Here is a 25,471-nt window from a genome sequence, read left to right as displayed (position 1 = left end):
TTTTAACCTAATTGACCATCTGTAATTGAGTATCCTTCACCACCCGCCTGGGAACAATATGCGGATGGTCGGCGTCGTGATTGACGATGGCATCGACACCGTAGACGGTTCGGATCGTTCGCGGCAGAAGCGTTTCCGCAGGCGTGCCGCTCATCACGATGCTGCCTTTTTTGAGAAAGACCAGGCGGTCCGAATACTGGGCCGCCAGATTGAGATCATGAATCGCCATCAGCACCGAGACACCTTTCTCCTTGACGATGTCGACCACATGGTCGAGGACTTCCAACTGGTGCTTGAGATCGAGATTGCTCGTCGGTTCATCCAAAAGCAGCACCCGGGGTTCCTGCACCAGGGCGCGGGCGATCAAGGCCCGTTGCTGCTCACCTCCCGACAGCGCGTTGAACTGACGCAGGGCCAGGTGATCCAGGTCCATTTTGATCAGCATGTCATAGACGATTTCCCGGTGCTCATCGCCCACCGTCCAGCCCACATAGGGGCGCCGTCCAAGCAGGACGGTGTCGAAGACCGTGGCCGGGAAGGCGGAAATGGTGGTCTGGGGGACATACCCGAAAAACCGGGACATGCGTTTCAATCCCATGCCGCGGACTTCCCGGCCGTCGACACGAACGGTGCCGCGGCTTGGTTTCAGGATGCGATTCATGCATTTTAAAAGCGTGCTTTTGCCGGCGCCGTTAGGCCCCACCAGGCTGACCACCTCGCCGTCTGTGACCTGAAGCGTGATGTCGCCCAGCACCGTGGCTTTACCGTAATTGAAATGAAGGTTGTCCACATAAATACTCATTGAAACTATTACCTCCCCTTCTTAATTAAGAGGTTCTATTTCGATGCGTTAGCGTTTCCGATATCTTTGGTTGCCAAGTAGGCGAATATGCCGCGATAGGGCAGACCGCACCATGTTTCATAATAGTTTTTAGCGATGGATTCGGGGTTGATGTCCCGAAACCGTTCCGGATAAAGGAACTTGGCGATATAAGCCAACCCGACGACATAGGACGGTCCCTGCATGATGTCGTGGGAAAGGATCAACAACCTGTTCTTTTGAACCGCGTCTGTTCCTTTGAGCGCCCTGTCCTTAGCAAGCTGATCCGCCATACTGCTTAAATTGTGTTGGGAGATTTCTGTTTTAGCATTGTATCCTGAAAACGATTTTCCCAGCACCCCGGCGATGATGACGTCTGGATTCTTTTCCGCCACCCATTCCGCATTGACCGTTGCACTTTGCGTGAGAAGGTCGGCAGCCAGATTATCGCCGCCTGCCTTAGTGACCATCGGATGGCTGGACGCTTGCCGATTGATCGTGTTGTATATCCCCTTGGATAAATGCACATCCGGATATTGTAAAAATAGGACCTTGGGACGCTGAGAAACCGGAACGCCTTTTAATCGAGATTCTATCAAACAGTCGTGCCGGGTAATCCAAGCAATCAATTTCTCGGCTGCCTGTTTTTTGTCGAACAGGGTTCCCAGCAGTCTGACATCGCCTGCAAGCGTTTGCGGATTGAAACAATCCAGATAAAGCCACTTGATGCCCAGTGTTTCGAGTTTTTCCTCCTGTGTGAATCGCCGTGATGTCTCGTAGAACAGAACCAGCTGAGGATTCAGCTCGGCCAGTCGCTCGTAGTTCGGGTTTTTGTAGGCGATGACGGGCTTGTCTTTGAGCTGGGGCCAGAAGAGTGGGTTTAAGGGAATATAGTCGGTTACCCCCACCACTTTGTTCGCTACGTCTACGCCCAGTTCCCTGAGGATAATGGCGGCTGAGGTGTTGACGGTCACGATCCGTTCAAGGGGCAAGCGGATATCGATCTTTCGCCCCAATGCGTCCGTGACGGTGATTCCTGTTGGCTCTGATGCACCCAGCACCACGGATTGAGATGCCAACACCAAGCCGATAACGCACAGCATTACGAGTGGGTGGGCCAAAGGGAAGACAGAGCATGTTAACCGGATGATTCTCATTATACTTAATCTTTGTTCGATTTTTCTATTGTTGCCACCCCCCAGTAAAAACAGAGCCCGAAAACCACGAGCAATATCGCCATGGAGCGCCATCCGGGCATTTGCCCCAGAAACGTCGCTCGCAGCGCATCGGTGGTGTGGGTCAGGGGAAGAAAATAGAGGATTCCCTTGATGAACCCGGGCAATTTCTCGACCGGGAAAAACGTGCCGCAAAAAAAGGCCATGGGCATGATGAAAAAATTTGAAAACATGGCCGTGTCCTCATGGGATTTGGCCAGGAATCCGGCAACCACCCCGAAGCAGGCGAAAATCAGACAATTGAGTACCCAGACCACAAAAAATAACGAATTTTGTGGAAAGCCGGCGCCAAACGCGATTCCGGCAACCAGAATCAGGCTGGACGCGAATATCCCGCGCACCACCCCGCCTAAAATTTCTCCAAGCATGATATCCCAGGGCGTCAAGGGACAGACCTGAAACTCATCAAAGGTTTTGAAATGAAGTCTTCCCACGCTAATGGAGGTGGCGATCCATGTATACGAATTGGTCATGGAACTCATGGCGCAAATACCGGGAACCACAAAGGCGATGTAGGAAATACCGTCAATCTTGATTCCCCGCCCAAGCCCCAGCCCGAAGGCCACCAGATAAAGAACCGGCGTGATCATGCTCGAAAAAAGATATCCGATGCGCATGATCCGGCGTTTGAAAATGAGCATTTCACGCAGAAATATGGGGTAGAAATTCATACGCTCATTTCTCGATTCGTTTGCCCGTCAAATGGATGAACACGTCTTCCAGATTCGATTCGCGGATCAGAATGTCGCTGTTCATCTGGTCTGCATGCTGGCGGGCGTCCTCACGGCTTCTGAACAGGCGGTAATGCGTGGCGCCGTTATTGCGGATTTCCACCACGAACCGGCCAACTTTTCTTTTCAACTCGGCAGGGCTTCCCAGCGCGATCAATTTGCCTCCATCGAGAATGCCGATCCGGTCGCACAGCAATTCCGCTTCTTCGATATAATGGGTGGTCAGCAAAATGGTTGCGTTTTGTTGCCGCAGTTCCCGGACCAGGTCCCAAATTTGTCTCCTGACCTGTGGGTCGAGCCCTACCGTGGGTTCGTCCAGAAACACCACCTCAGGCCTGTGAAGAATTGCCCTGGAGATGAGCAGCAGCCGCTGCATGCCACCGGAATATTTTGCCACCATCCCGTCGGCCCGGTCTTCGAGTCCCGACCATTTCAAAAGGGCGTCTATCTTTTGGTTGGCGTCTTTCATCCGGTGCATCAGGGCGTGAATGCGCAGATTTTCCCTGCCGGTCATTTCCTTGTCCAGGTTGAGCTCCTGGCACGCCACGCCGATGATCCGTTTGACATGATGGGCCTGGCGCACCACGTCGAAACCGTTGACCGTGGCCTTGCCCGCGCTCGGAACGCTCAACGTGTCGAGCATGCGCACGGTAGTGGATTTGCCCGCACCGTTGGGACCCAACAATCCAAACACTTCTCCCTGCCGGATATGCAGCGTCAGGCCATCCAATGCAACCATGTTCCCGAATCGTTTTGTCAACCCTTCCGTGTTAATCAAAGCTTGCTTTCTTTCATTGGAAATACTGCTTCCTTCTCGTAATCAACAAATAAAGAAACATGGGCACGCCGATATAGGCGGTGACGATGCCCACCGGCAGCTCGGCCGGTGCAAACAGGGTTCTACCCGCGGTGTCCGCAGCCAGCAGCAACAATGCCCCCACGATGGCGGCAAAGGGAATCAGGAAACGATGGTCGCTGCCGATGAGCATGCGGGTGATATGCGGGGCCACCAGGCAGACGAACCCGATGATACCGGTAAAGCAGATGATTGTGGCCGTGATCAGGCTGGCCAGGATCATGGCCACCAGCCGCACCCGGGCGGCGTTGATGCCCAGGCTCGTGGCCACCTCGTCGCCGGTGGCCAGCGCATTGAGATCCCAGGCGTATTTAATGAGCAGTGGACAGCAGACCAGAAAAACAAGCGTGACAATGGCCAGACTCTGCCAGGTGGCCGATGCCAGGCTGCCAAAAAGCCAGAATACCACGCCCTGGAGCTGTTGTTCCGAGGCGAGATATTGCAGCATGGACGTCGAGGCGGAGAAGAGATACATCAGGGCGATGCCGCCCAGGATCAGGGTCTCCGGCGTTACGCCCCGAAAACGCGCCACGCCGTACACCAGGCCGGCGGCCAGAAGGGCAAAGAAAAAGGCATTGCCGATGATCAGGTACTGGCCGCCGCTGAATACGCCGACCCCCAATACAATGGCCAGAGAGGCGCCGAACCCGGCGCCGGAAGAGATGCCGATGGTAAAGGGGCTGACCAGTGGATTTCTCATGATGCCCTGCATGGCGGCCCCGGATACGGCGAACCCGGCGCCGGCCACGCTGGCCATGGCAATGCGCGGTAGTCGCAGGTTCCAGACAATTGTATCGGCCAGCGGCGTTGCCTTGATACCGGTAAAGGGAAACAGCTTGGCCAGAACCGATCGCACGACATCCTGGGTGGTGATCGACGCCGCGCCCCAGGACGCCGCCAACACCCCGAAAACTGCAAGCGAGACCAGACCGATCAGGGGAAACAGAATTTTTCTATGCCTGGCCTGGATATCGGCTTTTCTCAAGGTTTCGATTTTTGTTTGCATCTGCATGGGCAACAACTACACTCCTTTTCCTCTTGTGGGGGTGGACCCGACGGGCTCTTCCGGATAAGCATAGACACCCTTGAATGGGATGCCCAGAAAGGTCTCCATCCACTGCCTGTAGACCACTGTTGGATCCACATCCTTGAAGACTTCAGGGTGAAGCCACTTGGCGAGATACGCGCAGTAGACACTCGGGTGGGTCGCCTTGGCGCCCGTGTCGATGACGTAGACTTTCCCGGTTTTGACAGCCGATATTTTTTCCCATCCCGGGCGTTTCATCACCAAGGCCCTGACCTTTTCCAGCGCGCCGGCATCCCGTGCCCCGTAACCGGCGCCCGGAACAATATCCGTGCTGATATGTTTGATAATGATGTCGGGGTTTCTTTCGATGATCGTTTCCGCAGCGGCGATGGCGACCGATGATGCCGGGGTGGTCAGATCGTTGAAAATGTTGATCCCCCCGCACGTTTTCAACAGGGCGTGATCCGGGTTTCTCGGTGTCACTACCTGAAAGGGCCGATAGCTTTCCAGGTATACCCGAGGCCTTTTTTTAACCGGCATATGCGCTATCCGTTGCTGAATCAGATCCAGATGCCGATTTTCAAAGACGATGAGTGATTCCGCCCGTTCCTGCCTGTCCAGCAGGCGGCCCATCAGGCGGATGCGGGCATCAAAGACCTCCGGCCGGTGAAAATCCATGACCACCATCTTGATTCCCGCCAGGTTCAGAACATCCATGAAGGCTTCGGGATAGGGATAGAAATTTTCGTAGAGCAGGACTACTTGGGGGTTCACTTCGACGACTTTTTCCGCATTGAGCGCCGTCGTCCGCCCCACCCCGGGAACTTGCTCTAAAAAGGACGCGAGATGCAGGGTGCCCAGCTTGGCGTGGTCGGCCACAGCGACAATGCGGTCGGAAGCCCCCAAGGAACAGAGCATCTCCGGGCCGTAAGTGCCGTTGGCGGCCACGATGCGTCGCAAGGGATAGGGAACTTCAACGTGCCGGCCCACACCGTCCACGATCTTGATCATTTGGCTGTTGACCAATTGGCTTGCAGAATGCTTACTGCTTGAAGAAAACGCCTGAACCGGTGCAACCTTCAAATTATCCGTGGCCAGGACCGACGGCGCAATGGCGATGAAAACCAGCATGAAGGAAAAACCAATCCATGTGGCGAACGCACAACTATTCTCATTTTTTTTAGTCAATCCTGCCATGAATTGTCGCTTTCGATCCATCGTACATCAGTCATTCTCGGGATACCCCCATGCCCCGTGAAGGTCCAGACCCCAAAACCGCTTAAGCATTTGCGCATGCAGTTTCCCTGGGTCCAGATCGGGAAACAATGCGGGGTAAAACCACTTGGCATAATAAGCGGTCCCGATAATCTGGCGCGGGCCGGCACATAGCCTGGGATGGATGACAAATACCCTGTTTTGCCGTATCGCTTGAAGTCGGCGCAACTCCTCGCGTTGCATGATCTCTTCGTGAAGCTGTTTCAGATAGCCGGTTGAGATGTCCACACCGGTGGCTCCGGATCGCGGGATCTTGATGATGATATCCGGATCCTTTTGCACCACCCATTTCGTCCATTGGTAAGCGATTACCAAATCCGGATTGAGCTCCAAGAGTTTCTCCAGATTGGGATTGACTGAGCTTTGCCCCAGCGACGGCTTCCGGCGAATCTCGGGCAGGAACTCCTTTTCCGGGCTGCAGATGCCGACGATGCGATTCCCCGCCCCCAGCGCGCAGATGACCTCCGCGGGGTAACCGGTCAAAACGACCATCCGTTTGGGCTTTGTCGGCAAACTCACATGGCTTCCCATTTCATCGGTAACAACGATCGTTGCCGGGCAAGGGGAGGGGAGTGCCGAAACGGCGATGAGAAACCACAAAACGGTGGCGGCGGCCACCATATATAGGGTTTTTCTCATCAATATCTGGGTGGGACGTTGCATGTTCTGCGACTAAATCTCCGCATAGGGATATCGCTCGGTCAGGCGACAATTGAGCACGGCCTCGACAAAGGTCAACACCCCGGCAAAACCGATATAGGGCCGGTGCACCAGATTGACCCGTTGAAATCCGGGCCCGGTGGTCTGGACGAAAAAGGCGGGGGCATATCCGGCCTGTGCCAGCAGATATTCCTCAAAAGCCGACCCGAAAAGAATCACCGGCCGCTTTTCCTTGATGGCGGCAAGCTTTTGGCCGGCATCCGGGTTGAGCAGAATCTCGGTTTGACAGGTTTTGTCGTCATGCCAGTCCGCGATTTCATCAGGTGTGAGTTCCTGTTTGCCTTCAATGCCCAGGATGACCGGTGCGCAGCCCAAATACTGCTCGAGAAAGCAGGACAGACCGGAAACAAACGACCATTCACCGAAAACCGCCACGGGCAGTCCCCGCAGCAGGTCACTGCGCGGGGAGTGGCTGAGCGCCAGAACCGCTTCCCGGCGGCAGCGGCGCGCTTCGGCTTCCAGGGCGGCGGGCATGGCCAGATCGAAAACCGCCAGCAGGTCGGCCATGAACTGGTAGCTGGTCTCGAAGCCGATGGGCAGCCGCGGGGCGGCAATGTAAGGGGTTCCGTAGCGCGATTCCATGAACCGGGCGATCTCCAGACCATAGTCCGGGTTGACGACCACATTCAGGGCCGCATCGGTGATTCCGCGTACCGCATCCAGGGAACATCCGGCGGCCAGGGCCGTGTTGAGGCGGATGCCGGCCATGTCCAGAAGACGCTGCATTTCCGCCAGATCATGCTTCCAGCCGTACTGGCCGATGGACAGGCCCAGCAGATTGATTGTTTTCTCCTGGGGACTGGTTTGCGGTCGGGCCAGCCGTTCAATCAACTGGATCATGGCCTCGTTGTGGCCGGTGGCGCTGCTCTTGCTGCACCCGGTGGATTCGAGGTAGAGGATCCGGTCGGCCAGGGCATGCTCCTTTAAAATGTTGGTGGCATCCTCGCCGATCAGGCTCAAACTGCACGAGTTGATGATGGCGATGCGCTCGCAACGGCGCTTTTCGGCCAGGGTTTCCACCGCCTGGGTCAGCTTGTCGCCGATGCCCAGGATGACATCCGCGTCCGTGATTTCACTACAAGGGATTCTGGGGAGCCCGCCGGTCGCGATACGACTGAATACGGGGCTATTGCGTTCCCGGATGGGGTGGCCACCATCCACCAGGCCTGTGGTGAAACCGGTGCATGAACTGGGGCCGTTGACCAGGATGTCGATGCCGTCGATGCCGGCCAGGGCACATACCGCACCGGCCAGCGAGCAGGGCGACGCGTAATTCTGAGGCGGGTTAGACGAGGTGTTCGATAGGCTCATTTCGCCATCCTTCCACTTGATTGGAACGTATCCATTGCGACCAGTTGACAAAAAGGTTGAGAAGTCCCCGGGGCCCCACCGGGGGCACCACGGGAACTTCCTTGATCAACAATCCCGGCTGATGGTTCGGCAGGGGGGAGTAGTGCACCGAACACTGCAGAATCATGTCGGCGTGCGCGTCGAGGTTATTGGCCAGGACGTCCTCGAAACGCATGCGGGCATTCACTGGGCAGGGCAGTGCGCCGGGATTGTCGATGAAATCGGTTTGGAAATAGCCGGTGTCGAGAAGATTGATCTGCATGAGATCGGCGCCGACGGCCTCCAGAAATTCAGTCAGCCACCCCAGGTGGATGGGGACCGCGTTGATGATGACCTTGAGGCCCGCCAGCGGGTTGCCCAGTCGATCGATTTCGGTGCGGAAGAAATCCCATTCCTCGCGCATCAGCGACTCGATGTTTACATCCAGGGTCAGGCTCTCCCGGATGGCCTCCAGCCAACTGCGGGTATCGGCAAAACCGCTGGGAAAGCCCTCACGCAGGAAGGGCATGTCAAAGCGTTCATGAAGGCGCTGACATATTGCCATGGACTGGTTGCTGACAGACGGCAGGTTCAGGGCCGCCTTGGTGACCCGGCCAAGGTCGGCAAAGGCCAGGTGGCGCACAAAGCGCGTGTTGATCGAAAGCCCCAGTTTTGCCAATAGCCGCCTGACTTCGAGGAAATCGATTTCCGCTGCGGGCATCAGGCCGCGTTCGGCCACCAGGTTGACTGCCCGTGGGTCGGTTTGGGTGGGTGGGGGGAGAAAATGATCGATCAGATCGAAGTAGGTCGTATTGACCCCCTGGAAGTGGTCGCCTTTCAAAAACCCGCCCATGTTGAAATAGATCACCGTGCGGCCGGTGTCCCGGGACATGCGCTCGCACGCGCCCTGAACATCGTCGCCGATCACCTCCACGATGCAGCTGGGGATTACGAAAAGGGGAAGATTCGGATAGGCGTTCAGCATTTCAGCGATTTTCTCGCAGAGCCGGTCCTCGCCGCCGAAGATCAACTCGTTTTCGGAAAGGGCCGTGGTGCCGAAATTAACCGGCGGCAGCTGATACCCCGGCATGATTTCATCGGCACGCATCATCATCTGCTGGCAGAATTTCATTCCGTAGTGGGCACACCCCGTGGTGCCGTGCAGGAGCACGGCCGTGTCCTTAAGATTGAAAAGCACGCTGAGCGATCCCACCAGGGTACAGGACAGCTGGCTGCCTTTGATGCGTGGCATGCAGTATTTGCTCGTGATATCATCCATGGCGTTTCACCAGGCGATCGAGTCCGTGTTGGTCCAAAGGCGTCGGGCAGACCAGAGGCGGCGGGTCGGCGACCACCCCGGCCAGGTCGGCGAACATTTTTGCTACTGCGTGATCCGGCTGATACTCCATGACCGTGCGCTGATTGACCTCGGCATCGTGAAAGATCTCCTCCCGCGGGAAATAGCCCACCAGCCGGGCCCCCACACTGTCGGCGAATTCCTGGATCAGGTCTCGTTCCCAGTCCTTGTTCAGCCGGGCGTTGCCGATGATGCCGGCCAGGGTGCCGTTGCCCCGCGACGCAAAGCGGGCGATGCATTTGCAGATGTTGTTGGCGGCATACAGGGACATGAATTCTCCGGAGGTGACAATATAGATTTCCCGGGCGTAATTCTTGCGGATGGGAACGGCAAACCCGCCGCAGACCACGTCCCCCAATACATCATAGAGAATCGTATCAATGTCGTCGGTGATCACATCCAGTTTTTCCAGAATTTCGAACATGGAGATGATTCCCCGGCCGGCGCAGCCGATACCCGGTTCGGGGCCGCCGGCCTCGATGGTCAACACGCCGCCGTAACCGGTTTTCAGAATATCCTCGCGGGTGATGCCGGCCGGACCGTTGGCCCGCAACAGGTCGAGCACCGTGGGCTGAAGATCGCCGTGGTGCAGCATCTGGGTGGAGTCATGCTTGGGATCGCAGCCGATCTGCAGGACCTTTCTGCCCGAGGCCACCATGCAAACCGACACATTGGTGGTGATGGTCGATTTGCCGATGCCGCCCTTGCCGTAAATCGCTATCTGCTTCATTCATCGCTCTCCAGGGTCCATTGCACAGGCAATGGATAAAAATTGTCAATTTTCATTGAGTGGCGTCATCGCCCAGTTTGCAGTTTTACGGGTAGACATAAATTCCCTTCAGCTCTCTGCCATGCCATTTTTTCAGCCACTGGCGGTGGATGGCCTCAGGGTCCATGTCCGCAAAATGCTCGGGATAGGCCCACTTGGCCATGTAGAGAATGCCGATGGGCGCCCGCGGTCCGACCCAGAGTTCACTGGCCAGGATATGCACGCGACCGCTTTTTACCGCCTTGATCCGGTTCCAGGCCGGCCGGGTGATCAACGCGTTGCGGAACGCATCCATGGCCTGAACGTCATCCACGCCATAGCCGTTCTTGATAAAGGTCGCACTGGCGACTTTGATGATCAGATCCGGGTTTTGTTCCACCAGCCATTCGCTGGTAGCTTCAGGCCAGGGAATCGATTGGCCGGCGGCAATGTTGTCGAGGCCGGCTATATCGAGCAGCAAATCGGCGCCACAACCATCGGAAACCGTTTTGTAGGGCGCGTAGGATTCATTGTAGACGCGGATTTTGGGTTTAAGATTGCCGGTCTTTTGTTTGACCGTGTCGATGATCCGGTTTTTATAGGCGATATAGGCTTCGGCCTGGTCTTGTCTGCCGACCAGCCGGCCCAGGATGCGGATTTCCTCATCCAGGTGATCGATGCGATAGCAGAACAGTCGGGCCACCGGGATGCCCAAAGGAATCAGTTTCGCCTCGAACGCCTTCTGGGACATCCACATCTCATAGGCGATCACCAGGTCGGGCCGGCACTCGATAATTTTCTCGATGCTCGGGCCTGTGGATGGTCCGACGACCGTTTTATCCGACATTTTTCCCACGGGACCCGGGTTCTTTGCGGTATGGCTGCTGATGCCGACAATATTATCCCTTGCACCGATGGCGCACAGAATCTCCACCGCATCGCCGTTGATGACGACGATGCGCCGGGCCGGCGCCGCCACCTGTACCGGATTGCCGAAGGCATCACGGAAACGCACCGTTGCGGCGGCCTGATCCGCAGACCAGGCCGATAGACTATTGAGCATTCCACACAGGGTCAGGATGGTAATAAACAGATAGCGGCTCATTTGGAATTCTCGCTCAAGATAAGGGCTAACAGCTAATTGCTAAACGCTAACCGCCCATCTTGGGGCTCAATACGTCAAGGTCAACCCGGCGAACCAGCTTCTCCCCGGCGCTTTATAGTAGCTGAAGTAATCTTCATCCAGGATGTTATCCACGGACAGCGAAATCTCGGCGAAGCTGGTTAACTGGTACGCGACTCTGACATCGGCAACAAAGTAGGGATCGTACGATTGGTAGACGTCGTTTTCCTCGTCGCTGTTGTCATCGGTTCTGTAACGCTTGCTCACATATTGACCGGTAAGCGATCCTGAAAAGTCGCCAATCCTGAAACTGCCGCCGACATTAAACATATGCTCGGGCACCTGGACCAGCTGCTTGCCCACCATTTCAGGCTCGGCATCGTTTTTCGTCACCTCGGAATCGGTGTAGGTATAATTGGCAAAAAGCTTCAGTCCGTCATTTACCCGTTGTTCGATTTCGATTTCCACCCCATGGCTTTCCGCCTCGCCCACATTGGTACGCTGAATAAGCGTATCCGACAGGGTTTGGTTGTAGATCAAATCCTCCATCTTGTTATCGAAATAGGTAACGCCGATTTTGGCGCCTTCCCACAGGTGCTGCTCGATACCCACATCCCAGGAGGTGGTTGTTTCGGGTTTCAGATGCGGGTCGGCCATGGTCGTTTGCTCCCCGTAAATCCAGATGGTGTACAATTCATACAATGTCGGCGGACGAAACGATCGGCCCATGGAGGCCCGCAGGGTAGTGACGTCAAAAGGCTGATAGACCAGGGCCGCCTTGGGGCTGAATGCGGATTCACCGCGCTCGGTATAGGTTGTCGGATATCCCTCGTCACCCACGGAATTGGCATATCCGTCATAGGTTTCCCACCAATCCTGGCGAAAGCCGATATAGGTGGTCAGGCTGTCCAACAGTGCGATTTCGTCCTGGGCAAAGATGGACCAGGTCCGGTCCTGCCCCTTGGCCTGAAAGGCGAGATCGGTCTTTGAATCTTCATCATCCCAGTTGGTCACATTGTGTTTGCGTGTATTTGCCTCGCCATGCTTCAAGGCGCCGCCGATGGTCACCGTCTGGCGGCCGATCATCGGAAAGGTTGTCTGAAGATCGACATTGTAACTGGAGGACGGGGTTTCGGTGACCGTTCCGCCGCCGCCGTCCCTGGTGGCGGAGGTGGAACTTGGTGACAGGTAATAATACTCCGGGCGATCCACGTATCCCATGGCGGCTTTGATTTGAAATATCGAAAGCTCGGTATCGAAGGTCAACCCGTAGCGCCTTTCCTCATTGTAGGAACGCCCGCTAGACAAAAAGGTGCCTTCACGTACGGTGCGTCCATTCTCGTATGACCAGACCGGATTGCCGTTTTCATCTTCCAGATAGGTATGCGGATCGTCGTAGTCATACTCGAATCGTGAGTTTGTAAAAGAAAGGCGCATTTGGGTCTGTTCGCTGAAATCGTATCCGGCTTTAAAGGAGAGGTTATCATCCCACCAGGTCTTGTCACCCCGATCACCGATGAGATACTGGGGATCGCCGGACGTATCGGTGGTTGCCTGCCAGCCGCTGATACCTTCCGGCGGCATAGTCGATTGCTGGTTCAAGTTGGTCGGATAGCCGTTGGTTGTATTATAACCGTAGCTTAGCAGAACGCTCAGCTTATCCTTGATCTTGTCGCCGCCCGAAACGTAAAAGGTCGCCACATCATCCGGGCTTTCACCCCGGTCAAAGCTGGAACCGTACCCGGATTTTATCATCAGTTCGAGTTCCTCGGGCATTCTGGTCATGATATTGACTACACCGCCAACGGCGTAACCACCATACAGACTGGAAAACGGGCCTTTGACGACTTCGATACGATCGACATTTTGCGGGGCGACGGCCAGGCTGCTGCGCTGGCTGCCGGAATACGAGTCGTTCAGGATAATTCCATCCACCATGAACAAGGTGTTGCTGGCCCGGGGAACACCGCGCAGGGTGAGCCCTCCGCCGGAAAGGGAGTCCATCATTCCGCCCTTTATCCCTCTGGGACCGTAGGCGCCGGCGATATGGCTTACGGCTTCGTCCACGGACCTGACACCACTTTTTTCGATATCTTCCTGGGTTACCACGGAGACACTGGCCGGCGCGGAAGCTGCATCTTTTTCCGTGCGAGTGGCCGTGACGACTACTTCATCCAGTTGAACTTTTTTTTTATCCTCGGCCGCAGCCGGCGTGGCCATGGCCACGCAACACACAAGCAGACACAGTTTCCTTTTCCACTCCATTTTCATCTTCTCCACTTTCTCCTAATAATCGTGTTCTGTTTCCGTGCAATTGTATCAGCAATCTGATAGCCTGTTTGAAAATCTTGGGTAAGGTCCGATAACAAGGCGGAAAACGGCCCTAAAGCGGAGCATATATGCAATATGTGAGCATTTCGAGACGGTTTCCAACACCGGTAGCGGGCCTTAGACGAGGTTTTTAAACAGGCTACTGGGGCGGCCGCGCAGCCCTCATTTTCTCCTTAACCTCCTTCATCATCACTTCCCAATTGCCAACTTCCTCGGTGGTAAGGATGTCGATGGACCCGCCCTGGAACTCGCCCTGCACGTCCCCCATGGTGTCCTCGATCCAGCCTTCGACCTCCAGGTAGCGCTCTTTAAGCGCCTCGAGCACCTCGGGGTCGGCCTGCCACAGGCCGCGGCCTTCGGCTTCGAGCAGGCGGCGGCCGATTTCCTCCAGGGCCCAGGGGTTGTTTTTCTCGAAAAATTCCCGGTTTTCGGGATCGAGCATGAAGGTGCGGGCGATATCATCGAAGATCCAGTCATCCACCTCCTGGGTCGTGGCCTCCCAACCGTATACCCGGCCCACGCGGCCGGAGATGTCGCCGGCGCCCTTGTAGCCGTGGCGTTTCATGCCTTCGATCCATTTGGGATTGAGCAGCTTGGTGCGTACGACCCTGCGGATCTCATCGGCCAGGTCGGTGACGGCGATATGCTCGGGCTCGCGGGTGTCGCCGTAATAGCTTTTCACGGGCCGGCCCGATATGTTGCGCGCCGCGGCGGTCATGCCGCCGTGAGTGCCGAAGTAGCAGCAGCAGCCGAACAGGTCGTATTCGTCGGTGACCACCTTGTTAAAGGTCACATCGACGCTTTTCAGCGAATGGATCAGCTCCCGTTGGGATTCCTCGCCGAAGACCTTCTTGCCGTAGGTATAGCCGTTCCAGTAGACAAAGATATCGGCCAGGTCGGCCTCGTCCTTCCAGGCCGAGGCATAGACCGCCAGGTTGACGCCGGGCATGTAAGTGCCCGGCTTGGAGGAAAAGACGCGGTAGGTGGCACGGCGCCAGGCTTGCCGGTCCTCCTCGGGGCTGTTTTCTTCCTGGATTTTTTCCAGGGCGTGCTTGCGGATGAAGTTCATCTCCTCCGGTTCATCCAGGCTGGCCACGGCGTGGACGGCTTCGTCGACCAACTCGAGACAATTGGGAAAATTGTCCCGGGAGATCCCCGAGGCCCGGATGGTGACGTCGATGCGTGGCCGGCCAAGATCTTCCAGGGGGATGACATCAAACCCCCGGACCTTGCCATTGGGCAGCCAGCGGGGACGCACGCCGATCAGGGACATGATCTGGCCCATGCCCTCACCATCGGACCACATGATATCCGTGCACATCCAGAAGATGGCCACGTTTTCAGGAGTACGGCCTTCTTCCGCCGCATGCTTTTTGATCAGGGCCACGGCCAGCTTCTCGCCGACTTTGTAGGCGGCCTGGGTGGGTACTTTTTCCGGATCAAGCGAGAAGAAGTTGCGGCCTGTGGGCAGGATGTCGTCCCGGCCGCGGGTGATCAGACCAGACGGCCCGGAAGGGATGTAGCCGCCTTGAAAGCCGTGCATCAGCGCATCGATTTCCGTTGATTCGTCGATGCGTTTGGTGAGATCAACGATGCGCTCACGGATGATGTCGAGCGGGTCCAGGGCGGTTTCGTCCTGCAGCCGGTCGCCCAGAAGCCCGGTTATCTGCTGCCTGAGCTGCCCATTGGACGAGGCCAGGATCGCCGCGATGGCCTGCCGTCCCAGGCTGTCGATCTTTTCCAGCAACTGGCCGTGACTCATGCCAAAGGCGTCATTGATCACCCCCTGGTCCTTGAGCAGCACGCCAAGATCCAGTCCCATGGCCCGGCAAAGCATTTTGCGCAAGGAAATGGTTTCTCCGGCATCAAAGCGCAGGATGGCGTTGATGAAATCGATGCGCCGTTCGCCTTCAGGGATTTGCCCGAAAATGTGCATACCATCCTGGATCTGGGTGTTGCGGATGCGGCTCAGGGCCTCGTGGGTGCGGCGCAGGGTTTCTTCAATGGGAACATCTGAGGGCTCATCAGGATCAAGACCGATTTCCCTGGCCAGGTCGGTCTTCTCAATGGAATCCATGATCATATGGACAAGGGTGTGGGCCCGGCCCCGGTCGGTGAGTTTGGCCTGCTCGTATTCACCGAGCAGACGGTCCAGTTCCTCGAGGCCTTCGTAAAGGCCGCCCTGCTGCATCACGGTCTGCATATGATCCACCAGGGTGGCCAGGGAGCGGCGTTTGGCAATCGTTCCCTCGGGCGGGTTGTCGGCATTGTAGATATAAAGATGGGGCAAGGTGTGGATGGACAGATCCGGCAGACAGGACTCGGAAAGCCCCACGCCTTTGCCCGGGAGAAATTCGAGGTTGCCGTGGGTGCCCACATGCACCACCACGTGGGCGGCAAAGGTATCCTCGATGTAGCGATAGGTGGCCAGGTACTGGTGCGGTGGCGGTACATCCGGATCATGCAGGATTTTGCATACCCGGCCATCGCACTTGGGGCCGGCGCAGCCGCGCTTGGGCTGGACGCAGACCACGGCGTTACCATAGTCCACGCCGGTTACCAGGATGGTGTTCTCATACACCATGGCCGGCGGGATCCCGTTGAGTTCCTCACCGGGCGGGTTGCCCCAGGCTTCGCTGATGCGTTTTTTGGTTTTGGCGGGAAAGGTTTCCCACCATTTTAAATAGTCGTCAAGGGAGACCCGGCCCAGGGTGCCACCCTTGCTTACGATTTCATCCACCGTGGTCCAGCGGAATTCGGAGATGGCTTTTTTCTCCATGATGGTGTCGATAAGATCCTTACCGTCTTCCGGTGGGGTTACGCGGTAGCCGGCGGCCTGCATGCGGTGCAGAATACACGCCACGCTCTCCAGGGTGTCCAGATGGGCGCCCACGCCCACCGTGGCCTCCATCGAGGCGCAAGGGTTGTTGTGCAGTACAAAGGCAACCTTGCGCTCGGCCACCAGCGTACGGCGCAATCGAACCCACTGGGCCACCCGCGCGGCCAGACGCCTGCAGCGCTCATGGATGGGCTGGCGCTCTTCCAATGCCTCGCCGCCGGCCTGATCATCGATACGTTTCCCGCCGCCGACGATCATGGGTTCGATCACACCTTCGAACTCGGGCATGGCCACGGACCAGGCAATGCCGTTACCGATTCCCTGGTCATCGACCTCCCACTCCTCGATGGTTTTGTAGTAGGCGGTAATGGGGCCGAAGATGGGCACGTCCAGTGTTTCCAGCAGTCTGACGCCGGGGGTGGCATGCCGGCCATCGGACATATCCTGGCCTGCCTGGCTTTCCAGGAAAAACGGTTGCAGTTTGACCAAGGCGTCGATCCGGCAGGTTCCGTCGGGCTTCAGGAAGACGTCACGGACGACCTCGCCGCTGCTGCGGGTACCCAGTCCCTTGTCGCGTACGCTGTAGGAAAAGACCGGGATGACGTTGAGCCCCCGGGCCTCCAGTGCCATGATAATGGCATCTTCTACCGTAAGGCTGCCGCTGACCCAATAATGGCGGCTGATCAGAACACCAACGACAGGCGCGGAACCGGGATCGTACCAGGCCAGATAGGCCTCCAGACTGTCAAAATGGTTCACGTCCGCCCGGGGATGGTAGAATCCCTCCCAGGGAACCGGCACGGGCGGGTCATAGGACACTTGCTGGCCAAGCACCTCTGCGCCCATGAAGCGCAACATGTTGGTGTAATTTTCTTCCCCGCCTAGCGTAAAATAATCATAACATCGCGAAACCGTAGCTAAAGGAGTCGAGGAAAGTGTCCACAGGGACGGGTCGTGGCCGATGCAGACCACCGGTGCATCGGTCCCCTCGGCCAGTTCTTTTTCGATGGCTTCCCAGAAACCTTCGGAAGAGCGGTAGAAAAAAACCAGGTCGGCGTGTTTGATCTCCTCTATCGCCGCTTCCAGTTTCAATGGGTCGTCGGCCAGCTCGGTGCTGACATGGGCGCTGATGTCCAGCCAGTCAAGAGATCTGGCAACCTTTACAAGTAGGGGTAGGTGACTTTTCCAGGCAACGACGCAGAGCTTGATCGGCATGATGAATTTCTCCCTGTTTCGACTTAGGCTGCAGGCGCAACAATCCCTTCGCTTCAATGAGCACGACCAGAAAATTGATGGTGGCCCCATTAGCGTTTCTTATTAAAAGACTTTTTTGTTGGGATGTCTGCTCGCCCGATTAACGGCTGCGGGTCTTCGGTGATAAAAACAGCTCATCCCCTCCCTGCGAGGGGGGTATACAACGGCGGCTGGATACGCTTTGGCGGGAGACCGGCCGCCCCTTCAAACACAAAAAAGCCACGAAGAGACACCCCCCTTAATCGGGAGTGTTGACCTTCGTGGCCTTTGCTTTCAGTACGTATTCGCCGCGCGCGATTTGCTTCAACGGGCTTTTGGGCTTTGAACTAATCGTACGGCTTCTGCCATACTCGTAATTTTTAATAACGAATAACGCTACTCGGTAGATACATTAAAGTCAACAGATTTTATCATTATACTGTCAACGTAACTTGAGAAAAAATATTGACACAAAAAGTTTTAGTAGATATAGACACGAAAAATTATGTATACGAATATATGTAAAATCAAGTAAATGATAAATTTACTTTAGTAATCGTTAGTTGCCATAAAATAAGATAATTGTTGATAAAAAGCCATGAAGGCATACTCCTGCACAGGAAGAAGTCGTTATGGCTTTTTCCGTTTTGAGCATTTGTTTCGAGAAGACAGTTGAAGCGGTTGATTAACCACTTTATACAGAATGCTTTGGGACTTAAAAAGGATTTCTCGGATTGTATTTTATGTATACGAAAAATGTTTCGAGATGGGAATTTTTTATATATGGGGTTCATCAAGGTTACACAGTTCAGGAGACCGATAGATGACGATAAAGATGTTGTTGATATGGATGTTGATTTGTTGCTTGTTGTTTTTACCTGATTTGCCCGTTCTTGCCAGCGATACGGAGCAGCGTGTTGAAAAACCGGTCCGCCAATCCATCCAGACCCGCCAGGTGAATCAGCAGGAAGAGGAAAAATGGCGGTTGGAAAAAGAGAAGCTGACCGCTCAATTTGAACAACTGCAAGCCGAGCAGAAACAGCTGCAGGCGCAGCGACAGGATTTGCAGGATTATACTGACGCCAGCCGGGCGCGCATTGCCACCAAGGAAAAACAGCTTGCCGACATCCAGCAGATTTCCGACCAAATCCAGCCCTTCCTCGAAGAAATGCTCGCCCTTTTAAAAACACAAGTATCTGATGGTTATCCCTTCCTTCCTGAAGAGCGAGAAAAACGCATCGACAATCTTGAGCATCTGATGACCGATCCGGACGTATCGGTCAGCGAAAAGTATCGCAAGGTCATGGAAGCGTTTATGGTGGAGGCCGAATACGGCACGACCATCGAGACTTACCAGGAAACCATCACCATCGACGGGCAGACCATGCTGGTCGATATCTTTCGGTTGGGACGGCTCAGCTTGTTCTACCAGAGCCTGGACCGCAAGAAGTGCGGTTTTTACAATATTGCTGACAATGCGTGGCAACCCTTGCCTGGGTCCCATAACCCATCCATCCATGCCGCCATCGATATCGCCGCCAAACGCAAGCCGGTGGAAATGCTCACCCTGCCGGTAGGAAGGATGGTGGTCAAATGAAGACACGTATTTGTTGGTTACTGGCAGTATTGTTGATTAGCTTGATGATGGTTTCGCCATCAGCGGCCCAGGACATGCGGGCGATTCAGATGGAGGCCCAGCAAGCCAAAGCGGAATTGGTCCAGAAAGCAGCGGCCGAAAAAGCCGCTGCCGAAAAAGCGGCTGCCGAGAGCCGGGCCAAGATCATGCAGGATCGCAGCGCTCTGGAAAAAGCCATTGCCGATCTTGAAGCCGCCAACCAAAAATTGGATCAAGCGGTCGAGTCCTTAAAGCAGGAGAGTAAAGACCTGGACCAGCATGAGCAGGAGCTCAGCGAGTCCCTGGCGCAGACCGACAGCATGATCAACGAACTGGTGGGCGTCATCCGCATCAATGCCAAGGATGTCGATGCATTGATCACCCAGAATCTGCAAACCGCCCTTGATGAAAAGCCCACCTTGTTTCTCGAAACCATCTCCCAGAATCAGCGCTTTCCCGGCATGGATGATGTGCGTGCCCTGGCCGAGGGGCTGCGCGCGCGGATTGCCGCTGCCGGTGAAGTGATGCTTCGTGAATCTTTGATTGTTGACCGGGCCGGTCGTGAGGTTAAGGCGGATGTGCTGGTGCTGGGGCCGTTTACCGCGGCTTATCGGATCGGCAGCGAAGTGGGATTTTGCAATTACTCAGCCACGGGGAGAAAACTCTATGCGCTTTCACGGCTTCCCGACAACCGCATGCAAAAACAGCTGAGGCGATACTTAAGCGGTAAAAGCGACAGCGTTCCCATGGACGTCTCCCGCGGGGGTGCCTTGCGCCAGCTGACCCATGAACTCAAGCTTTGGGAACAGGTTCCCAAGGGCGGGCCGATTGTCTGGCCGATTCTGATCATTCTGGCCGTGGGGATTTTGATTATCCTTGAACGGGTGATTTTTTTGCTGCGCAAAAAATTGGATGCCGACAAATTGGTGCAGACCATTGAATCGCATACTGCCGAAAATGATTGGCTGGCCTGCGAAAAAGCGTGTGAATGTCATCCGAATATTCCGGTTGCCAGGGTGCTGAAATCCGGCCTGGACTGCTGCCAGATGCAGCGTGAGGAGATGGAGAACTCGCTGCAGGAAGCCATTTTAAGAGAAATTCCCCCCATGGAACGGTTTTTGTCCACCTTGGGCATGCTGGCTGCCATTGCCCCCCTGTTGGGGCTTCTGGGCACCGTCACCGGCATGATCGATACGTTTCACGTGATTACCCTGCACGGCACCGGTGATCCGCGTCTGATGTCGGGTGGCATTTCCGAGGCCCTGGTAACGACCATGCTGGGGCTGACCGTGGCCATTCCCTTGATGCTCTCCCAGACCCTTTTGAGCCGTGCCGTGGATAAAAAAATTGGCGAGCTGGAAGAAAAAGCGGTCGCGCTGGTCAATGTCATCCATAAAAACAGGGGTAAAGTACTGTGATTGATCTTTTAATCACTCAGTCCCTTCGCTTGGAGGAGTACCTGCGCGCCGGTGGGGTGACCATGCTGCCCCTGGCGCTGGTCAGTGTGGGCATGTGGCTTTTGATTGTGGAGCGGGCGCTGTTTTTCAGACGCCTGCATCTCAAGAACATGCCGCTACAAAAGGCGTTGGCGCACATCCATGAGAACCGATTGCCGGACCCCAATCAATACCGCGGGGCGGTGTCGCTTCTGGTGGCGCGCTTTATCCAGCGGCGCAGCTTTGAGCGCATGCTGGATCGGTTTATCCTCGATGAGACCGTGTTCACCATCAACCGGTCTTTGAACGACCATCTGGCCGTCATCGGTGTGCTGGCCGCCGTTGCGCCGCTTCTGGGCCTGTTGGGCACGGTTACCGGTATGATCGGGACCTTTGATGTTCTATCGGTTTTCGGTACCGGCAACGCCAAGGGCATGGCCGGCGGTATTTCCGAGGCCCTGATCACGACCCAGACCGGCCTGTTGGTGGCCATCCCCGGGCTCTATATGAAAGGGTTTCTGGATCGCCGGGCGCGAATTCTGCAGCAGCGGGTGGCACGGGCGGGGTATTATTTGCGGCGGCAGCTTTAGTTGTCGGTTGTCGGTTGTCAGTCATCGGTTAACGGTGGAAGGCTGAAGGCGGAAAGTGGAAGGCGGGGGCGAGAGAACGATGGACGAAAGACGAGGGACGAAAGACGAACCGTCAATGGAGTTAGGAGTTGACATATGCTGAATATAGCAGCGGCTCGACGCGGGAAACGGGCAACACCAGAATTAAATATTGCGCCGCTTATTGATATGGTTTTTATATTGCTGATTTTTTTTCTGGTCAACACCAGTTTTGTCAAGGAGACCGGTATTGACGTCAGCCGTCCCACGGCAGCCACGGCCATGGTGCAGAACAAGGCCACGATCCTGATCGCCATCGACCAGAGCAACCGGCTGTTCATGGATCACCGGGAGATCGATCCGCGTGCGGTGCGGGCCAACGTGGAGCGCGCACTGGCCGAGAATCCGGAAGGGGCCGTGGTGGTGGTGGCCGACAAGGCCAGTAGTACCGGGGTGGCCATCCAGGTGATGGACGGTTGCCGCATGGCCGGGGCCGCCAATGTTTCGCTGGCCGCCAGTGTGCCCGAGGGATGATGATGGTGATTGGGAGAGGGGGAGAAGGGGAGAGGGGGGGGGGTGGTTTACACATTTCCCTGTCACCGGTTCACCCCATCTCCGATTCATTTCTTTACGTTTGTCAATGGTAATGGAACATGTCAGTGACCACCGAATATAACGATTATTTCGACGCCATCCACCGGCGTACATGGGCGACTTGGTTGGGGGCCGGATTGGTCGCTGCCGGATTGAATCTGGTTCTGTTTATACTAATGCCCCATCTGGTGGATCCCGCGCCATCCCGGCCGTCCATCGACACGCTTTTGTCCCAGATTAACGTTATTCGCATGAAACGACCGGACTCTGAAGTCAAACGAAAACAGCCCCCACCGCCAAAGCCGCCCGAACCCGAAAAGATGCGCAAGCCCGACGCCGCACCCCGGCAGCCCATGAGACAAAAACTGACCCTGCCGTTCAAGGTCAACCCGCGGCTTCCCGGCGGCCCCAACGCTCTGGTGCTGCCGCCGCTCAAAAGTGCCCCACTGGCCAACGCCAATGCCTTGCAAGGTGCGTTTTCCGTGGGGCAGCTGGATGGTCCTCTGACCACCTTGACGCGCATTCCACCGGTATATCCGGTTCAGGCGCGCCGGCGTGGAATTGAAGGATGGGTCAAGGTGTCCTTTGTGGTGGATGAAGCCGGCCGGGTGGGCGACATCACCATTTTGGATGCCGACCCGAAGGGTCTGTTTGAACGGAGCGTTCAACGCTGCGTGAGGGGCTGGCGGTTCAAGCCCGGCACGGTCGAGGGCATGCCGGTGAAGGCGCAGGTGGAGACAGTAATCAGATACGAATTGGAGTAAACATGGCAGTATTTAAATACTTCAAATGGTTGGTTGTTCTTCTGTTGATCCTGGTTTTTATACCGGCACTGGGGATGGCACGTGAAAAAGATGAGGCCCCGCCATTGCCGCTGCCGGCACAGCTGATTTTAGCCAACGTCCAGCCCATGATCGAGGCCAAGGAATACCCGCGTGCCATCGAAACGCTCAAGACATTTCAGGCCCGCGGCGGTCCCGATTTCAAACCCGGCGATAAGGATCCCAAGGGCTATCACCATGCTGAAATCGAATTCTGTCTGGGCAACTGCTACCTGATGGGTGAGCAGTACAAAGATGCCGCGGCAGCGTATCAGCGAGCCCTTGCCCGTGATCCGGGCCATACGTATGCGTGGTTGAACCTGGCCAACGCCCATTATGAACTGAACCACAATGCCGACGCCGCCAGTTGCTTTAAAAAAGCGTACGACACAGCAACCGAGAAAAAGCCCGAGTACCTCTACTACAGTGCGGTCGCTTATCTGATGGCCGATGACTACAAGCAATCCATCGGCCTGTTCGAAGAATTGTTCGCGGCTCACCCGGAGGCGATCAAGCTGGAGTGGAAAGAACACATGGTCCATGCCCTGCTCGCCGCGGAAAAGCCCCGGCGAGCCTTGCCGTATATCAAGGAACTGGCAGCGGCCTTTACCGGTGAAAAGCAGATTCAATGGCAGGAGATTCTGCTTCACCAGTACATGCAGCTGGACATGCAGCGTGAAGCCCTTGCTCTGGTGCATACGCTTACCCGGCAGACGCCGACCCTGGCCAAGTGGTGGAAGGCACGGACCCACATCCAGTTGAATGCCGAGAATTATGAAGATGCCTTGATGGCCCTGACCGTCTATTCACTGCTCACCCCGATGACCATGGAAGAAAAGAAGCTGCTGGCCGATTTGAATCTGCAGTTGAATATTCCCGTCAAGGCCGCGCCGCTCTACGAAGCCTGTCTGAAAGAAAAAAAAGACAAACAGATGCTGCAGCAGCTGGCGACCGCCTATCGCCAGCTGGGCAAGCCGGAAACAGCCCTGGCCGTCATCGATGCGGTGGATCCGGATTCGGAGGATGCTGATATCATGCTGCTCAAGGGCGAGCTTTACTACAGCATGGATCAGTTTGAACAGGCGGTTGCGGCGTATAAAAGGGCCGCCCGGAACAAGGGCCGCCATGTTGGCCGGGCCTGGTTGATGGCCGGATATGCGGCCTGGCAGATAAACGATTTTGCTACCAGCAAAGACGCCTTTGCCAGGGCCGCCAGGCATCGCCAGCAGAGAAAAGCCGCCAATACGGCCCTCAAGCAGTTGGCAGTGCTGTCTGCGGACAAAATGCACCCGCAACAATAGACCAAACGTGGCGCAGAACTCCAAAAATAGGAGATGTGCGGTCTGCCCAACGTCCCCCCCGTTTGGTTAAAACATTTTCGATTGACAATTAAAAGTGTACACAATAAAGTGTACATAAATATGGAGGGGGATTATGGAAATCAATGCTGCAGAATTCCGAAGGAAATGTTTTACAATCCTGGATCAGGTGAATTCCACTCACCGTGAAGTCATTATCACCAAGCGTGGCAGGCCCATCGCGAAAATTGTTCATGTCGACCAGGATAATAAAAAGGACCCTTTTTTGGGTGCGTTATCAGGAACTGGGCAGACACTTGAAGATCTGACAAAACCGGTTATTGATTCCACTGAGTGGGAAATCGATTGATGATCCTTTTGGACACCCATGTTTGGTGGTGGAGTCTGACGGAACCGGAAAATCTCACTGAAAATGCAAAGGTTATGATTCGCGAGGCCAAAACGAATGATCGCTATATCGCCTCGATTTCCATATGGGAGTTTGCCATGATGGTGGCAAAAAAAAGGATTGCGTTGAAAATTTCACCATCACAATGGTTGTCGCGGGCCATCGATGGTGCGGGTATTACTGTAATTGATCTTTCACCTGACATCGCAATCGACTCTTGCGATTTACCTGGAACATTCCATAAGGATCCTGCCGATCGCCTCATTGTATCAACGGCCCGAATCCACAGCCTTACACTTGTAACGAAAGACCAGAAAATTCTTGATTATCCGTATGTCAATTCCACCTGGTAATATTTTAAGACAGCAGCCATTCAGGCGAAATCTGATTGCCTCCGGCGGGCAGGGCATCCCCGATATTGTCGCCGCCTGCCATGTTGATCATCTTGGCTACAAAGTGCGCTGCATTGACGGTGTCATAGTGCCCTTTGGCGGAGGTGTTGTAGTATACTCGCGGTTTTTTTGCAGTCGCTACTTTCTCCAGCCTTGCCTGCAAGAATCGTAAGATTTTCTTGCGCCAGCTATCGTATTCCAGCCATGCCTTTTCTCTGCCCACAACCGTTACCAGCAGGCGGCATTGCTGGGTGAAATGCTCCATTTTGTTGATGCTGAGTTTCAGCGTCTTGATACCGTCCATGCCATCCAGATGGTTTTCGATATTATCTGCCCAGGGTGATTCATAGGTAATGACAACGTCTTCTCCAGGGGTCTGACTGGCAATTTCAACAATCTTTTCATAGTTCACGTCCCCGGCGGAAAAACCGCCCACGATGGGTTTGCCGGCCATGACTGGATTTTCTTCCGGATGCAGAGCCTTGACCCATCGATGAACCGCGACAACACGCTCCTCCACACCAAGCAGTCTGAAAATCTCCTGAGAGGTGATCAGTACGATCAGGGTGGCCGATGGACATATCTGAACGGTTCGGCCCGCACCATCGACGACGGTCTGCGCATCCTGGCAAACTTCAGACGCCATCGAAGGCGTGGCGATTATAAATAGAATG

At 55.5% G+C, this 25,471-nt stretch carries 22 protein-coding genes; 8 read left to right on the top strand and 14 right to left on the bottom strand.

Annotated elements, in window-relative coordinates; translation table 11 throughout:
- Nucleotides 1-7: 7 nt before the first annotated feature.
- From Dvar_RS33320 to cobN, 13 genes are all read right to left on the bottom strand, one after another.
- Entirely contained in the window at nucleotides 8-802 is a 795-nt protein-coding gene (locus Dvar_RS33320; RefSeq protein ID WP_419657442.1) for an ABC transporter ATP-binding protein, read from the bottom strand.
- Nucleotides 803-837: 35 nt separating this feature from the next.
- Nucleotides 838-1,899, bottom strand: coding sequence for an ABC transporter substrate-binding protein (locus Dvar_RS33315; RefSeq protein WP_419657441.1), 1,062 nt, complete (start codon nucleotides 1,897-1,899; stop codon nucleotides 838-840).
- 83 nt (nucleotides 1,900-1,982) lie between these two features.
- A complete protein-coding gene (locus tag Dvar_RS33310; protein ID WP_419657440.1) occupies nucleotides 1,983-2,726 on the bottom strand; it encodes an ABC transporter permease in 744 nt (247 codons plus the stop codon).
- 4 nt (nucleotides 2,727-2,730) lie between these two features.
- Complete coding sequence (locus Dvar_RS33305) at nucleotides 2,731-3,564, bottom strand: ABC transporter ATP-binding protein (RefSeq protein ID WP_419657439.1); 834 nt, start codon at nucleotides 3,562-3,564, stop codon at nucleotides 2,731-2,733.
- Nucleotides 3,565-3,577: 13 nt separating this feature from the next.
- On the bottom strand, nucleotides 3,578-4,654 hold the full coding sequence (locus Dvar_RS33300) for a FecCD family ABC transporter permease (protein WP_419657438.1): 1,077 nt from the start codon (nucleotides 4,652-4,654) through the stop codon (nucleotides 3,578-3,580).
- 9 nt (nucleotides 4,655-4,663) lie between these two features.
- Nucleotides 4,664-5,866 carry an ABC transporter substrate-binding protein gene (locus Dvar_RS33295; RefSeq protein ID WP_419657437.1) on the bottom strand — a complete coding sequence of 401 codons (1,203 nt, stop codon included), beginning with the start codon at nucleotides 5,864-5,866 and terminating at the stop codon, nucleotides 4,664-4,666.
- Between the two features lie 27 nt (nucleotides 5,867-5,893).
- The gene (locus Dvar_RS33290) at nucleotides 5,894-6,607 is read right to left on the bottom strand and encodes an ABC transporter substrate-binding protein (RefSeq protein WP_419657436.1); all 714 of its coding nucleotides are present in this window, start codon (nucleotides 6,605-6,607) and stop codon (nucleotides 5,894-5,896) included.
- Between the two features lie 9 nt (nucleotides 6,608-6,616).
- The gene (locus Dvar_RS33285) at nucleotides 6,617-7,975 is read right to left on the bottom strand and encodes a nitrogenase component 1 (RefSeq protein WP_419657435.1); all 1,359 of its coding nucleotides are present in this window, start codon (nucleotides 7,973-7,975) and stop codon (nucleotides 6,617-6,619) included.
- Nucleotides 7,950-9,272 (bottom strand): nitrogenase component 1, encoded by a 1,323-nt coding sequence (locus tag Dvar_RS33280; protein ID WP_419657434.1) that lies wholly within the window; start codon nucleotides 9,270-9,272, stop codon nucleotides 7,950-7,952. The genes Dvar_RS33285 and Dvar_RS33280 overlap by 26 nt, the downstream gene beginning before the upstream one ends.
- Entirely contained in the window at nucleotides 9,265-10,080 is an 816-nt protein-coding gene (locus Dvar_RS33275; protein ID WP_419657433.1) for an AAA family ATPase, read from the bottom strand. The genes Dvar_RS33280 and Dvar_RS33275 overlap by 8 nt, the downstream gene beginning before the upstream one ends.
- 85 nt (nucleotides 10,081-10,165) lie before the next feature.
- Nucleotides 10,166-11,203: an ABC transporter substrate-binding protein gene (locus Dvar_RS33270; RefSeq protein WP_419657432.1), complete on the bottom strand. Its 1,038-nt coding sequence runs from the start codon at nucleotides 11,201-11,203 to the stop codon at nucleotides 10,166-10,168.
- 66 nt (nucleotides 11,204-11,269) lie between these two features.
- Complete coding sequence (locus Dvar_RS33265; RefSeq protein ID WP_419657431.1) at nucleotides 11,270-13,486, bottom strand: TonB-dependent receptor; 2,217 nt, start codon at nucleotides 13,484-13,486, stop codon at nucleotides 11,270-11,272.
- 205 nt (nucleotides 13,487-13,691) lie between these two features.
- A complete protein-coding gene (gene cobN, locus Dvar_RS33260; protein ID WP_419657430.1) occupies nucleotides 13,692-17,606 on the bottom strand; it encodes a cobaltochelatase subunit CobN in 3,915 nt (1,304 codons plus the stop codon).
- Between the two features lie 841 nt (nucleotides 17,607-18,447).
- On the opposite strand from cobN, the gene Dvar_RS33255 reads away from it, so the two are divergent.
- The 8 genes from Dvar_RS33255 (at nucleotide 18,448) to Dvar_RS33220 (ending at nucleotide 24,758) form a co-directional block, all read left to right on the top strand.
- Nucleotides 18,448-19,221 (top strand): DUF3450 domain-containing protein, encoded by a 774-nt coding sequence (locus Dvar_RS33255; RefSeq protein ID WP_419657429.1) that lies wholly within the window; start codon nucleotides 18,448-18,450, stop codon nucleotides 19,219-19,221.
- On the top strand, nucleotides 19,218-20,657 hold the full coding sequence (locus Dvar_RS33250; protein ID WP_419657428.1) for a MotA/TolQ/ExbB proton channel family protein: 1,440 nt from the start codon (nucleotides 19,218-19,220) through the stop codon (nucleotides 20,655-20,657). Before Dvar_RS33255 ends, Dvar_RS33250 begins: the two co-directional genes overlap by 4 nt.
- Complete coding sequence (locus Dvar_RS33245) at nucleotides 20,654-21,265, top strand: MotA/TolQ/ExbB proton channel family protein (RefSeq protein WP_419657427.1); 612 nt, start codon at nucleotides 20,654-20,656, stop codon at nucleotides 21,263-21,265. Before Dvar_RS33250 ends, Dvar_RS33245 begins: the two co-directional genes overlap by 4 nt.
- Nucleotides 21,266-21,400: 135 nt before the next feature.
- Nucleotides 21,401-21,817: an ExbD/TolR family protein gene (locus Dvar_RS33240; protein ID WP_419657426.1), complete on the top strand. Its 417-nt coding sequence runs from the start codon at nucleotides 21,401-21,403 to the stop codon at nucleotides 21,815-21,817.
- Nucleotides 21,818-21,936: 119 nt separating this feature from the next.
- Complete coding sequence (locus Dvar_RS33235; protein WP_419657425.1) at nucleotides 21,937-22,641, top strand: energy transducer TonB; 705 nt, start codon at nucleotides 21,937-21,939, stop codon at nucleotides 22,639-22,641.
- 2 nt (nucleotides 22,642-22,643) lie between these two features.
- Nucleotides 22,644-23,999, top strand: a complete 1,356-nt coding sequence (locus Dvar_RS33230) for a tetratricopeptide repeat protein (protein WP_419657424.1) — start codon at nucleotides 22,644-22,646, stop codon at nucleotides 23,997-23,999.
- A gap of 133 nt (nucleotides 24,000-24,132) precedes the next feature.
- Nucleotides 24,133-24,366: a type II toxin-antitoxin system Phd/YefM family antitoxin gene (locus Dvar_RS33225; protein WP_419657423.1), complete on the top strand. Its 234-nt coding sequence runs from the start codon at nucleotides 24,133-24,135 to the stop codon at nucleotides 24,364-24,366.
- The gene (locus tag Dvar_RS33220) at nucleotides 24,366-24,758 is read left to right on the top strand and encodes a type II toxin-antitoxin system VapC family toxin (protein WP_419657422.1); all 393 of its coding nucleotides are present in this window, start codon (nucleotides 24,366-24,368) and stop codon (nucleotides 24,756-24,758) included. Before Dvar_RS33225 ends, Dvar_RS33220 begins: the two co-directional genes overlap by 1 nt.
- A 4-nt stretch (nucleotides 24,759-24,762) precedes the next feature.
- Here the strand turns inward: Dvar_RS33220 and Dvar_RS33215 are convergent, their stop codons facing one another.
- A complete protein-coding gene (locus tag Dvar_RS33215; RefSeq protein ID WP_419657421.1) occupies nucleotides 24,763-25,443 on the bottom strand; it encodes an ABC transporter substrate-binding protein in 681 nt (226 codons plus the stop codon).
- Nucleotides 25,444-25,471 lie beyond the last annotated feature (28 nt).

Source organism: Desulfosarcina variabilis str. Montpellier, assembly GCF_048565275.1.
GTDB classification, from domain to species: domain Bacteria; phylum Desulfobacterota; class Desulfobacteria; order Desulfobacterales; family Desulfosarcinaceae; genus Desulfosarcina; species Desulfosarcina variabilis.
This window is presented reverse-complemented; position numbering and strand designations above follow the sequence as displayed.

Coding starts and splice junctions, on each gene's coding strand:
- Dvar_RS33285 (WP_419657435.1), bottom strand. CDS start 7,975: ATGAGCCTATCGAACACCTCGTCTAACCCGCCTCAGAATTACGCGTCG.
- Dvar_RS33275 (WP_419657433.1), bottom strand. CDS start 10,080: ATGAAGCAGATAGCGATTTACGGCAAGGGCGGCATCGGCAAATCGACC.
- Dvar_RS33215 (WP_419657421.1), bottom strand. CDS start 25,443: ATGGCGTCTGAAGTTTGCCAGGATGCGCAGACCGTCGTCGATGGTGCG.
- Dvar_RS33250 (WP_419657428.1), top strand. CDS start 19,218: ATGAAGACACGTATTTGTTGGTTACTGGCAGTATTGTTGATTAGCTTG.
- Dvar_RS33220 (WP_419657422.1), top strand. CDS start 24,366: ATGATCCTTTTGGACACCCATGTTTGGTGGTGGAGTCTGACGGAACCG.
- Dvar_RS33300 (WP_419657438.1), bottom strand. CDS start 4,654: ATGCAGATGCAAACAAAAATCGAAACCTTGAGAAAAGCCGATATCCAG.
- Dvar_RS33270 (WP_419657432.1), bottom strand. CDS start 11,203: ATGAGCCGCTATCTGTTTATTACCATCCTGACCCTGTGTGGAATGCTC.
- Dvar_RS33280 (WP_419657434.1), bottom strand. CDS start 9,272: ATGGATGATATCACGAGCAAATACTGCATGCCACGCATCAAAGGCAGC.
- Dvar_RS33290 (WP_419657436.1), bottom strand. CDS start 6,607: ATGCAACGTCCCACCCAGATATTGATGAGAAAAACCCTATATATGGTG.
- Dvar_RS33225 (WP_419657423.1), top strand. CDS start 24,133: ATGGAAATCAATGCTGCAGAATTCCGAAGGAAATGTTTTACAATCCTG.
- Dvar_RS33240 (WP_419657426.1), top strand. CDS start 21,401: ATGCTGAATATAGCAGCGGCTCGACGCGGGAAACGGGCAACACCAGAA.
- Dvar_RS33265 (WP_419657431.1), bottom strand. CDS start 13,486: ATGGAGTGGAAAAGGAAACTGTGTCTGCTTGTGTGTTGCGTGGCCATG.
- Dvar_RS33255 (WP_419657429.1), top strand. CDS start 18,448: ATGACGATAAAGATGTTGTTGATATGGATGTTGATTTGTTGCTTGTTG.
- Dvar_RS33320 (WP_419657442.1), bottom strand. CDS start 802: ATGAGTATTTATGTGGACAACCTTCATTTCAATTACGGTAAAGCCACG.
- Dvar_RS33310 (WP_419657440.1), bottom strand. CDS start 2,726: ATGAATTTCTACCCCATATTTCTGCGTGAAATGCTCATTTTCAAACGC.
- Dvar_RS33295 (WP_419657437.1), bottom strand. CDS start 5,866: ATGGCAGGATTGACTAAAAAAAATGAGAATAGTTGTGCGTTCGCCACA.
- Dvar_RS33235 (WP_419657425.1), top strand. CDS start 21,937: ATGTCAGTGACCACCGAATATAACGATTATTTCGACGCCATCCACCGG.
- cobN (WP_419657430.1), bottom strand. CDS start 17,606: ATGCCGATCAAGCTCTGCGTCGTTGCCTGGAAAAGTCACCTACCCCTA.
- Dvar_RS33230 (WP_419657424.1), top strand. CDS start 22,644: ATGGCAGTATTTAAATACTTCAAATGGTTGGTTGTTCTTCTGTTGATC.